We start from the raw sequence: 14478 nt of genomic DNA on the forward strand, positions 1-14478 counted from the left end.
CCTGGCCAAGCATCTGTTGGCCAGGTAAGTCTTCGTAAACTTTAATGTTTTACGTTTTTCTCAAACGATGTAAATGTTTGAAGTTTCAAGAGACTTACACCATCGTTTTCTTCCATTTACCTTTCTTAAATAAGATGAAAGCCGCTACAGCGATTCCTGCTTCAGCTGTTGGAATTGCTATGAAAACACCCGTTGGGCCCATTTCCTGACTTCGCCAATGCGTCACCCAAATTGAGTTTTCCAAAAGTCGTCTGAAAATAACAACTCAATTTCCTTTTGCCTTTCAGTAATAATCATTGTTTTATTGATGGTTCTCCCACTTTGAGGCAATTTTATTTTTAGCGTAGTAATGGTTTTAGCGATTTCCAAGACTTTGTCCACACTTATTTTATAGTGATTTTCATTTAATATGCGTTCAAGTTCTTTGTAGACTTTATAAGCAACAAAACAGATGCATACATGGGCTTCTATTCGTTTAGGTGTGAAATGGAACATCGGTCTCATTTCAACCGTCCCTTTGGTAATTCTGAAAGCTCTTTCTACCTGCCATAAACTGCTATACTGATCATATACCTCTGCTGCAGGAAGGTCCGTATTGGTGATGTATCCTTTCAATCCATCCCATTTTGCATCCTCCTCAACATTGCTTTTGTCAATGCTCACCTGCACATCTTTTGATATCACCAGGAACTTGTTATAGCCACGCTTATTTATATTTTCCTTAGAAATGGTGCCTGCCCTAAAAGCTTTTTCCAGTCGACTAATTCCCTTGATCCTATTATAAGCATCTTTTTTTGCACGCTTTTCCGAATAACCCACTATCAATCTACCTTGTCCAACGGGAGTTTCATTAAAATTACCTTCGACCTTTTGTAGTGAAAGTATCCAATCTTTTTGAACCTTATTTGCATTTTTTATCCTGGCACCTATGATATATTTATATCCATGTGCCTTTAGAAAATCTATATTCTTCTTATTTATAAGACCAGAATCAGCGACCAATACAAAATCATCCAGTTTGAAACGCCTTACAAAATCATCTACAATCGGAATCATTGTATGCCCTTCGTATTGCGTTCCATTGAACATCGAATATGATAATGGATAGCCATCCTGACTAACTAACAACCCTAAAACTATCTGTGGTTGACTATGCTTACCATCTTTGGAGAAGCCGGGTTCCCTGAAACCATCCCCGTAATCTGATTCAAAATATAGTGTGGTTACGTCATAGAACATTAAACCGATCTTACCTCCAAGAATCTTTCTGGTATGCTCAACGCTGATTTTTTGAATAGATTCCTGCTGGGCATTATAGAGCTTGTCCATATATCGGTAAATTTTACCGAGCTGAAGATCCTCATCAAAATGTGATTTTAGATATTCAATGGTTGCGGATTTACTCATCGGTTGAGTTAATCTTGAGATAACCAGTTGTCTCAAGATATAATCATCTATAGTATCAAAGCCGATAGATTCATAGACTCTATTTAATATGAGCTGAGCACCATTATGAAGGATATTTTCTATATTTGAGAGGAACAGATTGGTAAGATATGCTTCCTCAGTATCCTGAGTATGCCGCCTAAATAAATCTTCTCCTTTCACCTGATTATCTGCCCAAACCTTAGCTTCATTATAGAAGCGTTCAATCTCCAAATCATCCCTGGATACACCGATGGTCTTAACTTCCTTAAATTTACCCTGGATCTTTACCGCTACAACGATGCTGGTAGTGCCAGAACGATTCTTTTTTTTCGGACAAACATTCATAAATATAGCGCTTAATCGCTTTGCGTCACCCAAATTGGTGATGCATTTTTTGTAAATAACAGCGAATCAATTGTTTATGAATTGACTGAAGAAATAGCGACAAAGTCAGGAGGTAAGTCTTCGTAAACTTTAATGTTTTACGTTTTTCTCAAACGATGTAAATGTTTGAAGTTTCAAGAGACTTACACCATCGTTTTCTTCCATTTACCTTTCTTAAATAAGATGAAAGCCGCTACAGCGATTCCTGCTTCAGCTGTTGGAATTGCTATGAAAACACCCGTTGGGCCCATTTCTAAATATTTAGCCAGAAAGTAAGCCAAAGGAATCTGGAACAACCAGAAAGCGAATATGTTGATTTTGGTTGGTGTCCAGGTATCGCCTGCGCCATTAAAAGCACTGCTAATTACCATCGCCGCTCCATAAATGACAAAACCAATACTTAGAATTTTTAAAGCACGACTTGCAATCTCAATAACTTTTAAGTCCGATGTAAAGAAGGAAGCAAATAAATGGCCACAGGTTAAAAATACAACACTTACCACAGCCATGAAAATGATGATATATTTTAACGTTTGAAAAACAGATTTTTCCGCTCTATCAATATGTCCGGCACCCAAATTCTGTCCAACCAAAGTTGCAGCAGCATTACTTAACCCCCAGGCCGGAAGCATGAAAAACATCATTAATCGTAATGCTGTCTGATAGCCTGCTGAACCTTCATCGCCACCTGTTGTTGCAACTAATTCGGCTAAAAATACCCAACTACAACTGGCTATTACGAATTGAAAGATGGCTGGAGCAGCAATTTTAACAATGGCTTTTATTTGCTCTAAATCAGGAAGAAATTGACTGATCCGGATCTTTAAAGCATTTTTTCCGTTGAATAAATTGTAAATCTGGTAACAAACGCCCAGTCCGCGTCCGATTGTTGTTGCAATTGCTGCTCCTGTCAGACCAAATGCTGGTATTGGACCAAAGCCATTGATAAAAATAGGGCAGAGGATGATATTTGCAATGTTTGCAATCCATAAACTTCGCATCGCGATTGCTGCGTTTCCAGCACCGCGAAAAATGCCATTGATTAAAAATAATAAAACAATGATAACACTTCCGCCCATCATAATGCGTACGAAAGTGGTTCCGTGGTTTGCAGTTTCTATTGAAGCGCCCATTAAGAGAAGGATATCTCGGGCATAAATTAATCCAGCAATGCTGATTAAGATATTAATTGCTACTGCTATCACAATAGTTTGCATACCAGCTTTCGCCGCTGCTTCTGGGTTTTTCTCGCCAATTCTTCTGGCTACAACGGCGGTTGCAGCCATACTTAAACCAATGGCTAATGAATAAATAATGGTTAAAACCGACTCGGTTAAACCCACGGTTTGTATGGCGTGGCTACTGTTTTCTAAGTGGCCTACAAAATATAAATCGACTAAAGCAAAAACTGATTCCATTGCCATTTCCAGCATCATTGGAATGGCTAATAAAATAATTGCCCGTTTTATACTGATTGAAGTTAAATCAACTTCGTGGCCTTTTAATGATAGTACAAGTACATCAAAAAAAGATGATAGTTTGCCCTGTGTCTTTACTGACTGTGACATATATATAAAGTAAATTATGATGAATAAACCAAAAGATAGGCAGCTCGCTGCACAAATCTTAAATTGAAATGGGAGGGAATCCTCGGTTATTTAAAACCTAAAACGGATTGAAGATACTATCATGGTTCTGTTCTTTTTGATAGCTCAAATATAAATAAATTTTTGAATTGTCAATTTTTGATGACTGATATTTAGCAGATTGATTAATTTGTTTGCTACGGAAACACGGAAGAACACGGAATTTTATTTAAACATTTATTCATATACTGTACAAATGCAACATGACTATAGGTTTGTCATTCTGAACGCAGTGAAGAATCTCCAAGCGATGAAATACAACCGCCAATTTACCTACGAAAAATGTGAGTGCAATATTTTAGGACAGAACAACTAGGTTGCGGATTCTTCGTGCCTCAGAATGACAGCAGTTTTAAAGGTTGCCGGTCCCATTTATTGATGACACGAACCGAGGTGGCTAAAATCTATGGAATTACATAAAAACTGAAAATCACTTTATACACTATATGCCTTAATCATTTCTTCTGTCACTTTCGTTCCGCGGCTGGTGTTTAAATCAATTAACACATAATCGAAGATCCCATCAGAAGCAACTTTGCCCGTCTTTTTGTTGATGATTTCAAACTGAACAGAACAACCTTTATCATGCATGGTTAAAATGCCTGTTCGTATTAACATCAGGTCGTTCATCAAAAGCGGACGTTTGAAATTAATATCCACATGGCTCACCACCCAACCTAAACCTTGCTTGGTGAAATGTTCCCAAGGCATATTATAGAATTTTTCCATTTGCTCATAACGGGCGGCCAATACATAATCCAGGTATTTGCTGTTGTGCACATGATTAAACATGTCTATATCATCGGGACGCACACGTAGCTCGCTTTCGAAAATGCTAAATTGATTCTTTTCCAAGGGTAATTGTTTTGTGCAAAAATAGGGTTTTTAATATTAGATGCATTTTAAGTTTTTGTCTAATTTTAAATTATGGGTCGATTGAAGATATATCATTTGGATGTTGCTAGGGAAGAAATCGAAAAAAAATCGTGAAGTTAAATTTTTATCTCTTTCGTCAGAAGACAGATTTCTTGAATTGGTTAAACTTAATAAGTTAGCTGTTTTAATGAATGGAGGAAAACCTCTCAAAGCCCCTCAAGGAAAAGGGATTTTGATTCGTAAATCAAATCTTTAGATATTATATTCTTTATTTTTTATAATAAAAACTAACTATAGAAAGATGGAAATTGCTGAACGACTTGGTTTAATCTTTATTAATACTGGAGGCACTTCTTCCATTGATATGATATCTAAAAATTCTCAAAGTATCTTTGGTAGTTTATATATATCAATGAACTTCATTTAAGCGAATGTGAGATGATAGTTCTGAGATTAATATGGCTTTGCATGGATTACCATATGAAAAATCTATACGATTGGTCAGATGTAAATCTTGAACTAGAATATCCTAATGTCATAATTGATGATATGGAAATTAGTATGACAGATTTCAAAGAAATATTAGAAAGTTGGATTCTCTTTGTTAATGACAATAAACAAAAAAAATGATAACGCCAAGTCATTTTTATTCAAATTGAAAAAATGATGTCTAAATTAAAGAAAAAAGACTAAATAAAACTAAATTTCCTGCATATTCTTAAGTTCCCTAAACCCGACTTAGCTGAAGTACTTTTTGCAACACTTGCTGAATGAGATTGCTTCGTCGTTCCTCCTCGCAAAGACGACAAAAGGAGTACTATAGGCAAAAAGATTGCAGCGAGGGCGGGAGTGCAGCAACCGATTAAAACTACAATCTGCTTTCCAAATTCTAAACCCAGTAAATGATCCGTTTAACTATCTGCTAACTACACTTGCTAATAATCAAAAATAGCTTTATCTTTGCCGCATTCCAAAGAAATGCTTTTTGGAACAATTAATTAATTTTTATTGCTTTAATATTATTCAAGAAATGTATTTAAGTCCAGAAAAGAAAGCCGAAATCTTTAAACAACACGGCGAAGTAGAAACCAACACTGGTTCTGCAGAAGGTCAAGTAGCGTTATTTACATACCGTATTGCGCACTTAACAGAACACTTAAAGAAAAATCGTAAAGATTTCTCTACTCAGTTGTCACTTCAAAAATTGGTAGGTAAACGCCGCGGTATTTTGGCTTACCTATACAAAAAAGATATTGAGCGCTATCGTGCTATCATTAAAGCTTTATCGCTTCGTGATATCATCAAACAAAAATAAGCGAATTTTATCAACGAAAGCCATTCTTTAGAGAATGGCTTTTTACGTTTCCTGTTAAATATTTTAACGGGATTTATTATAGATAGGTGTTTTAATCTTATCTTCGTTTGCAAAAACAAAAACATATATAAACAACGGTGTGTAGAAAGAGGAAAACACACCATAATTCTATTTAAATGAATGTAATAAAAAAATCGTTCGATTTGGGCGATGGCAGAATTGTAGAAATCGAAACAGGTAAATTGGCTAAGCAAGCTGATGGTTCGGTGGTAGTAAAAATGGGCGATACGATGTTGTTAGCAACTGTTGTATCTACTGTTGGTGCTAAACCAGGTACTGATTTTTTACCTTTATCGGTTGATTATCAAGAGAAATATGCGGCTACTGGTCGTATTCCTGGAGGTTTTTTACGTCGTGAGGCAAGGTTATCTGATTACGAGGTTTTAATCTCTCGTTTGGTTGACAGAGCTTTACGCCCAATGTTTCCTTCTGATTATCACTCTGATACTCAGGTGATGATCTCATTAATTTCTGCTGATAAAAATATAATGCCAGATTGTTTAGCTGGTTTAGCAGCATCTGCAGCTTTATCAGTTTCTGATATTCCTTTTAACGGTCCAATTTCTGAAGTACGTGTTGCCAAAATTGATGGCAAATTGGTAATCAATCCATATGCTAGCGATTTAGAGCGTGCAACTTTAGAATTTATGGTTGCTGGTTCGGCTAACGATATCGGCATGGTTGAAGGCGAGTGTGATGAAATTCAGGAAGATGAAATGGTTGAGGCTTTAAAATTTGCACATGATGCAATTAAAGTTCAATGTGCGATTCAGGTTGAATTAACTGAGGCTACCGGTAAAACGGTAAAACGCGAATATAGCCATGAAGACCATGATGCTGATTTGAAAGCTAAAGTTTATGCTGATACTTACGATAAAGTTTACGCAGTTGCTAAATCTGGTTCGAACAAAGATGAGCGTAAAGTTGGTTTTACTGCAATTATCAACGAATTTTTCGAGGCAATGCCAGAAGATACTGCAGATTTAACTAAAGCAATGGCTAAACATTATTACCATGATGTTCAGTATGATGCCATTAGAAATCTGTTGTTAGATGAGGGTATTCGTTTGGATGGTCGTAAAACTACTGAAATTCGTCCTATCTGGAGTGAAGTTGGTTATTTACCTGCTGCTCACGGTTCGGCTGTATTTACACGTGGCGAAACTCAATCGTTAACATCAGTTACTTTAGGTAGCAAAGATGATGAGCAAATGATTGATGGTGCTTTCTTTAACGGTTACCAAAAATTCTTGTTGCACTATAATTTCCCGGGTTTCTCAACTGGAGAGGTTAGACCTAACAGAGGTGCTGGTCGCCGCGAAATTGGTCACGGTGCTTTAGCACAACGTTCGTTGAAAAAAGTTTTACCTCAAGGTGAAGCTAATCCATATACTATCCGTATTGTTTCTGATATTTTAGAATCTAACGGTTCATCATCAATGGCAACTGTTTGTGCTGGTACGTTAGCATTAATGGATGCTGGTATCAAAATTAAATCTCCAGTTTCGGGTATCGCAATGGGTTTAATTACTGATGAGAAAACTGGTAAATATGCAATCCTTTCTGATATTTTAGGTGATGAAGATCACTTAGGCGATATGGATTTTAAAGTAACGGGTACTGAAAATGGTATCGTTGCTTGTCAAATGGACTTAAAAATCAATGGTTTATCATACGAAGTATTAACTAAAGCTTTATTGCAAGCTAAAGAAGGTCGTTTACACATCTTAAACGAGATGAAGAAAACGATTGCTCAGCCTAACGAAGACATGAAGCCACATGCTCCACGTATCGTTTCTATCACTATTGAGAAAGAATTCATTGGTGCAATTATCGGCCCTGGAGGTAAAATTATTCAAGAAATGCAACGCGAAACCGGTGCTTCAATCTCTATCGAAGAAGTTGATGGTAAAGGCATCGTTGAAATTTTTGCTGATAATAAAGCTGCAATTGATGCTGCTGTAACCCGTATCCGTAACATCGTAGCTAAGCCAGAAATTGGTGAAGTTTACCAAGGTAAAGTAAAATCAATTATGCCATTTGGTGCATTTGTTGAGGTTATGCCAGGTAAAGATGGTTTATTACACATCTCTGAAATTTCATGGGAACGTTTAGAAACTATGGACGGTGTATTAAAAGAAGGTGATAAAATCGAGGTTAAATTGCTAGACATCGATAAACAAGGTAAAATGAAACTTTCGCGTAAGGTTTTATTACCTAGACCAGAAAAACCAGCTGCGCCACAGGCTTAGCCATACTGTCATGCTGAACTTATTTCAGCATCTGTAAAAACAAGCTTTGAAATAAATTCAGAGTGACTACAAATAATTAGCCCTTTCAGCGTAAAACTGAGAGGGCTTTTTTGTGAATTAAAAAATTGATTTACTTGAAGTTATATAAATTTTAACTTCATCGCCATGCTAAGGTTATTTCAGCTTTTTTTTCTTGTTATTAAGATTCTGAAATAAATTTAACGTAACGACCATCTTGGGGAGAAAATAATTCAAAAAATATAAAGTAGGTGAGTATGTGATGAAATCTGTGCTGCAATCAACTATTTTATTTTAACTCCATTTTTGTAAATCTCTTCACTTACAACTTTTCCCTTCTCATCTTTACAAATTCTCGTTCCTTCTTTGTTTCCGTTTACATAAGTAGATTCGCACTTAGGCTTGCCGCTTTCAAAAAAGCTTTTCCAATCCCCAACTTGTTTATCTTTGCTGTAAGCACCTTGTTGCGATACACCGCCGTTGCTGAAATAAGAGGTAAAGTTTCCTTCTAATTTATCATCTACGTAAGCACAGGTTTCGCTTACTTTACCATCCTTAAAAAACTTTTTAAAAGTACCTTCTTTCAATTCTGCAAAATCTCTAAAAACGTAAAATTCATCTGCCTCCAAAATTCCATTTTCATAAAAGTATCCATGTATTAATAACAAGCCTTAGTTCGAGTAGTAGTCAAACTTGCTACAATAAAAAGAATAATTTTATACTCAAAACTAAGGCTTATGTCAAATATACGTGAAACTGTAGATTTTTCAGGAGAACAGATAAATGTTGGAATTGATGTTCACCTGAAGCATTGGAATGTGACCATCTTCCACAATCAGGTCTACCTAAGGAAATTCCAGCAGGAATCCAATCCTGGGATTCTTATCAAACATTTACGCCATCATTATCCCAATGCCAATTTCAGGCTGGCTTACGAGGCTGGTTTCAGCGGTTTCTGGGCACAGCGGATTTTTAGTGAGTCTGGTATTGACTGCGTGGTTGTTAACGCGGCTGATGTCCCCCAGACTGATAAGGGCATTCGCACCAAGAATGATGTCAACGATTCCCGAAGGATAGGTGCTGCCCTGGCAGGGGGTATGCTTGAGGGGATCTATGTGCCCAGCTTAATACAGGAAAGCGACCGCTCGCTTGTTCGCTATCGCTATCGTATAGCCCGTGACCTGAACAGATGTAAATCAAGAATCAAGAGCCTGCTTTATAAGTTTGGAATCACCATCCCCCCTATATTTACCAAAGGTAAGTGGACCAGGGCATTCCTGCTTTGGCTTAAGTCTACCCAATTGGGTTTTGAACATGCAGATTTGACCTTAGAACGAATGATCAGACAAGTTGAATATTTCCAGGGACAGTTACTGGAGATTAGTCGGGATTTGAGGGCCATGCTCCGCTCAACGGTATACGCTCAACAGGCGAGCCTTTTAATGACCGTTCCGGGAATCGGTGCACTCACTGCCCTTACCCTTTTGAGCGAGCTGGGCGATGTGAAAAGATTTCGTACTTTTTATCAGCTTAACGCTTTTGTTGGCCTGTGCCCGACTGAATTTTCAAGTGGGGATTCCGAACGTGTCGGCCCACTAACACCAAGGCACCACTCATTGCTCCGGAGTTTACTAACAGAGGCTGCCTGGACAGCGATCAGGTTGGACCCGGCAATGCTGCTCGCATACAATGAGTACAAAAAAAAGATGAGTGGTAAAAGAGCCATAATAAGAATTGCAAGAAAGATGTTAAATCGGATTTATTATATATTACTAAAACAACAAGGATATGAAAAAGGAATAATAAAATAGGTTAAGATTGCTACCATGGATTATCCCATTATAATACCGACAGAGACTACTAGGAAATACCTGTAAGAAAATACATTCAAAAAGTTTGTAGCCTGTCTTTTATCCAAATCAGAAAAAAATTGATACCTGTAGCGCAAAAGTGTTGACTACTAATAGGAGGTTGGGAATGATTGGAAGCAAAATATTATATTTGTAATGAGAAACAAATGCCTGGAAGAACGGCGGATATCGAATGTCTGCTGTTCTAAAGGAAAGTTTTGGCCTGTTCTCTTCTAAGTGCCTAATATTAATCATAGGAGTATTTCCACTCGCCATTCCGCTTGTCTTTAGTAAAATTTCCAGTTGATTTTACTTGACCATTTTCATAGAAATAACTAGCAGTTCCTTCTCTTTTCCCTTTTTTCCAGTTAAGTATAGAACTCACTTTTCCATTGCCGAAAAACTGTTTACAAGTTCCTTCTTGTAATCCGTCTTTCATTCCACAAGGCTTTTCTTTTTGGGCAAAGACAATGTTAGAAATGAAAATTAACAAGATTGTGTACAAGTATTTATTCATCGTTATTGATTTTTATTTCAAAAAAGTTTAATTATGTAATAATATAAATACATTTTCAAAAAACAAATTCTATATTTCGCTTATAAAAAAACTAAAAATTGTTATCCTATCCCTAATTTTCAGTACTACTTTCATACAATCGAATGCACAGAAGACGGCGTATTATCCGCAGGTTCCTTTTGATTCACTACAAGCTAAGGGGATGTTGGCTTTAGGAACATCGAGTATTGAAGGCTTGGCGTATGTAAAAGTGCCAGGTAATTGGGGGGCTGAAAAAATTTACGCCAGAAATGTGGCCGTAACCTTATTTCCAGTAACGGCCTATTTCAATGATTGGTATCGGTTAAGGAAGAGTGAAGAGAACAAGAAAACGAGTGCTTACATGTCTGAAGATGCTTTTCGTTGGCGAATTACCATTCAAACAGATGAATATGGAAGATTTAAATTTGATAAAATGAAGCCTGGTAAATATTTTCTTCAATGTATCGCATGTTACTCTAAGTCAGGCTCAACGCCAGTTTATCGCGGCAGTGGCTATAATAATTATGGTGGACGAACAGATTATTACGAATATCAGAGTTATACCAATAATTATACTGATAGAATTGAAAAGTTTGTGGAAATTACAAGGGATGGGCAATCGCTTGAAATTAAATTAAAATAGTAATTAAACCCTTTCAGTTGAAGGGGTTTTTTGTTGACATATAATTAAGTTTGAAATGATTTTGTAACTTGCATTGTTGCTAACATTTTTTAACTAATTCGTCATTGCGAGGTACGAAGCAATCCTTTTTTACTCTTTATAGGTGGGATTGAGATTGCTTCGTATCTCGCAATGGCAACAAAATAAAATAAATGAAATACATCATTGCTCCATCCATACTTTCTGCCGATTTTGGTAATTTACAACGAGATATCGAAATGATTAACCAAAGTGAAGCCGATTGGTTTCATGTTGATGTAATGGATGGTGTTTTTGTGCCCAATATTTCTTTTGGCTTCCCCGTGATGGCAGCTGTTAAAAAACATGCAACAAAACCTTTGGATGTTCATTTAATGATTGTTGAACCTGACAAATTTATTCCTGAATTTGCCAACGCTGGTGCAGATAGAATTACCGTTCACTACGAAGCCTGCACTCATTTGCATAGAACCATTCAGCTCATAAAATCATCTGGATGTAAAGCTGGCGTTGCTTTAAATCCACATACACCAGTTACTTTATTGCAAGATGTAATTGAAGACCTGGATTTGGTTTTGATCATGTCGGTAAACCCAGGTTTTGGCGGACAGGCATTTATCCACAATACTTATAAGAAAATTCAAGATTTAAAGCGTTTAATTCAAGGCGTAAATGACGAATTGATTATAGAAGTTGATGGTGGTGTAGGATTATCCAATCTGGCATCATTAGTAGTGGCTGGTGCTAATGCTTTTGTTGCTGGAAACGCCATTTTTGCGGATGAAAATCCAACTGAAATCATTTCTAAAATGAAAAGTTTAACAACCACGGGTATCAGTATTTAAATTTTAACCACAAATAAAAAGGATGAACGCAGATAAAGATGTAAAAAACAATCGGACACAGAAACACTTAAATCACTGAAAGTTTAACACCGTATCAATCCGTGTTTCCGTGGCAACAAAATTCTGTGTGCATCTGTGGTAAAAATTAACCAAATCTCTACGCTAACCAATGCTCAAATTTCGGCTGCTCTTTTTCCTTTTTATTGCTGGTTGCAGTTTAGCTGTTGCTCAACCGCAGGTTAGGATTTCGGGGATAGTTTACAACGAAGAAAAGTTGCCACTGTCGCAAGTTACCGTTATCGTTTTAGGCCAGGCGCAATCAACTGTAACCGACGAATTTGGTATTTATACCATCTATTCAAAATCGCGAAGCTTTAGTATCAAATATTCCTTGCTCGGATACCGGCCACAAACTTTAAAGTTTAATGAGCGTTCGGGCGCTAGAATTACTCAACAGGTAAAGCTAGTTGCCAATATTAATGAATTAGAGCAAGTAAACATCACGAATAAACAAAATCAGCTCAGTAATACCACCACAATTAACATTGCAGATATTGCTTCAATGCCTTTGGTTTCCGGAAACTTCGAAACCATGCTTAAAACCCTACCTGGTGTTTCAACAAACAATGAATTAAGTGCGCAATACAGTGTTAGAGGTGGAAATTTCGATGAAAATCTCATTTATATTAATGATGTTGAAATAAACCGACCCGTTTTAATTCGCAACGGTCAACAGGAGGGACTTAGTTTTATAAATTCCGAATTGGTTAGCAAAGCAAAATTTTCAGCAGGTGGTTTTGAGGCAAAATATGGCGATAAACTTTCGTCTGTTTTGGATATTAGATACGATAAGCCTGATAGTAACCAAACCATTTTAAGTACAAGTCTTTTAAACACTTCTTTAACAGCAAAGCGGATTTTTAAGCGTAGTTTTTTGCTGGCAGGTTTACGGTATAAAAACAATTCAAGTGTGCTTATTAAACAAGATGAAATGGGAAGCTATAATCCTAATTTTGCAGATGCACAGTTGATGTATCAGTACGATTTCTCCTCAAAATTTAACATAAACATTTTGGGAAATTTGAACTTAGGCCAGTTTAAACTGGAGCCTACCAATCGCGAAACTCAATTCGGGACATTAAATACCACACTTCGCCTGGACGTTGATTATACCGGGCAGGAAATTGATGACTACCAAACTTTAGGATCTGCAGTTACGGCAACTTATTCTCCCAAACCCAATTTGGTGATTAAGTTTATAAATAGCTACTTCAATACCATAGAAAGGGAACGATTTGATATAGATGGAAGTTATATTTTTGATGAAGTTGACAATACTTTTCCCGTAGAAAATTTCGGTCCAGTTACTAAAAACAAAGGTATTGGAAGTTATTACAATTATGGTCGCAATAGCTTGAATACCCAGGTTTTTGCATCAGAAATTAAAGTGGATCAAAATTTTGATAATCACGTTTTTTCCTGGGGATTGAAGTTTGACAAATCTAAATATGATGATCGCCTAAATGAATACAACTATATTGATTCTGCTGGATATATTTTGCCTAATCATTCAAAAAACATTGAATTAAAAAATGTCATCAATGTAGAAAACAACATCGACATTAAAAATTACAGTGCTTATATTCAAGATAGTTATTCGCTTTCAAATTATGCAGAACTTCAGCTTGGTGCCCGTGCAACCTATAGTTCACTAAGTAAACAACTGTTAATTAGTCCGAGGTTGTTGATTGCTTATCGCCCTAACTCAAATAATAAAATTTTAAGGTTTACAGCTGGGGTTTATAAGCAGCCGCCATCGTACCGGACCATTCGCGATTTTACAGGGATGCTGAATATCAACCAAAAGGCACAAAGTTCTTATAACACCTCCCTAGGTTACGATTATGCTTTCGATGCTTTTGGAACGCGGTTAAAGTTCACTTCTGAAGCGTATTTCAAATATTCTGATAGATTAATCCCATACAAAATTGACAATCTGCGAATTAAATACTTGGCTAACGAAGTTTCACGAGGTTATGCATATGGTGCCGATTTTAGTATTGGCGGAGAGTTTGTAAAAGATCTGGTTTCTTATTTCCGTATGTCGGTAATGCATGCGAATGAAGATCTTATCGGAGATATCTATATGCAAAATGGAGAAACGATTTATCCAGGCTACTTAAAACGCCCAACCGACCAGAGACTAAATTTTTCGATCTTCTTTCAGGATAAGCTGTTAAATAGTCCAACCTACAAAGTACACTTAAACGCCCTTTACGGCTCTCGCTTACCAATTGGTCCATCGCAAACGCCGCGTTATTTGGATAAGTTCTATGTTCCATCTTACAAGCGGGTTGATATTGGTTTCTCCAAAGATTTTCTTGACGATGCGGCGCTTCACAAGCCGAAGTTTCTGGATAAAAACTTCAGCTCTGTCATGCTGTTTTTCGAGGTGTTTAATATGTTGAACATCGATAATACCGTATCATACCTGTGGTTAAAAGACGTCGATAATGTGCAATACGCAATTCCAAATTATTTAACTGGGAGACAGTTTAACCTGAAGTTGATCGTGAAGTTGAAAAATAACCCATAGCTGGGAAAG

The 14478-nt window shown here is 36.8% G+C and carries 12 protein-coding genes; 6 read left to right on the plus strand and 6 right to left on the minus strand.

Features of this window, described 5'->3' with window-relative positions:
- Positions 1-94: 94 nt before the first annotated feature.
- The 4 genes from AC3ITD_RS06945 to AC3ITD_RS06960 form a co-directional block, all read right to left on the minus strand.
- Positions 95-244, minus strand: coding sequence for a hypothetical protein (locus tag AC3ITD_RS06945; RefSeq protein ID WP_489365236.1), 150 nt, complete (start codon positions 242-244; stop codon positions 95-97).
- Positions 223-1773, minus strand: coding sequence for an IS1634 family transposase (locus AC3ITD_RS06950; RefSeq protein WP_489361489.1), 1551 nt, complete (start codon positions 1771-1773; stop codon positions 223-225). Before AC3ITD_RS06950 ends, AC3ITD_RS06945 begins: the two co-directional genes overlap by 22 nt.
- Before the next feature lie 182 nt (positions 1774-1955).
- Entirely contained in the window at positions 1956-3380 is a 1425-nt protein-coding gene (locus tag AC3ITD_RS06955) for an MATE family efflux transporter (RefSeq protein ID WP_489365238.1), read from the minus strand.
- A 513-nt stretch (positions 3381-3893) separates the two neighbouring features.
- A complete protein-coding gene (locus AC3ITD_RS06960) occupies positions 3894-4313 on the minus strand; it encodes an acyl-CoA thioesterase (protein WP_056849084.1) in 420 nt (139 codons plus the stop codon).
- 1051 nt (positions 4314-5364) lie between these two features.
- On the opposite strand from AC3ITD_RS06960, the gene rpsO reads away from it, so the two are divergent.
- Both rpsO and pnp read left to right on the plus strand, forming a co-directional pair.
- On the plus strand, positions 5365-5649 hold the full coding sequence (rpsO, locus tag AC3ITD_RS06965; RefSeq protein ID WP_025146265.1) for a 30S ribosomal protein S15: 285 nt from the start codon (positions 5365-5367) through the stop codon (positions 5647-5649).
- A 176-nt stretch (positions 5650-5825) separates the two neighbouring features.
- Positions 5826-7961 (plus strand): polyribonucleotide nucleotidyltransferase, encoded by a 2136-nt coding sequence (gene pnp, locus AC3ITD_RS06970; protein ID WP_056849083.1) that lies wholly within the window; start codon positions 5826-5828, stop codon positions 7959-7961.
- 302 nt (positions 7962-8263) lie between these two features.
- On the opposite strand, the gene AC3ITD_RS06975 is transcribed toward pnp, so the two are convergent.
- Entirely contained in the window at positions 8264-8647 is a 384-nt protein-coding gene (locus AC3ITD_RS06975) for a toxin-antitoxin system YwqK family antitoxin (protein WP_489365241.1), read from the minus strand.
- A gap of 69 nt (positions 8648-8716) precedes the next feature.
- On the opposite strand from AC3ITD_RS06975, the gene AC3ITD_RS06980 reads away from it, so the two are divergent.
- A complete protein-coding gene (locus AC3ITD_RS06980) occupies positions 8717-9790 on the plus strand; it encodes an IS110 family RNA-guided transposase (RefSeq protein WP_489365243.1) in 1074 nt (357 codons plus the stop codon).
- Between the two features lie 286 nt (positions 9791-10076).
- Here the strand turns inward: AC3ITD_RS06980 and AC3ITD_RS06985 are convergent, their stop codons facing one another.
- The gene (locus AC3ITD_RS06985) at positions 10077-10346 is read right to left on the minus strand and encodes a toxin-antitoxin system YwqK family antitoxin (protein WP_489365245.1); all 270 of its coding nucleotides are present in this window, start codon (positions 10344-10346) and stop codon (positions 10077-10079) included.
- Positions 10347-10548: 202 nt separating this feature from the next.
- On the opposite strand from AC3ITD_RS06985, the gene AC3ITD_RS06990 reads away from it, so the two are divergent.
- The 3 genes from AC3ITD_RS06990 (at position 10549) to AC3ITD_RS07000 (ending at position 14469) form a co-directional block, all read left to right on the plus strand.
- Positions 10549-11010, plus strand: coding sequence for a hypothetical protein (locus tag AC3ITD_RS06990; RefSeq protein WP_489365247.1), 462 nt, complete (start codon positions 10549-10551; stop codon positions 11008-11010).
- Between the two features lie 191 nt (positions 11011-11201).
- Positions 11202-11873: a ribulose-phosphate 3-epimerase gene (gene rpe, locus AC3ITD_RS06995; RefSeq protein WP_489365249.1), complete on the plus strand. Its 672-nt coding sequence runs from the start codon at positions 11202-11204 to the stop codon at positions 11871-11873.
- Between the two features lie 169 nt (positions 11874-12042).
- Positions 12043-14469, plus strand: a complete 2427-nt coding sequence (locus tag AC3ITD_RS07000) for a TonB-dependent receptor (RefSeq protein WP_489365251.1) — start codon at positions 12043-12045, stop codon at positions 14467-14469.
- The last annotated feature ends 9 nt before the right edge of the window (positions 14470-14478 follow it).

This window comes from Pedobacter sp. KH_004, from assembly GCF_057840755.1.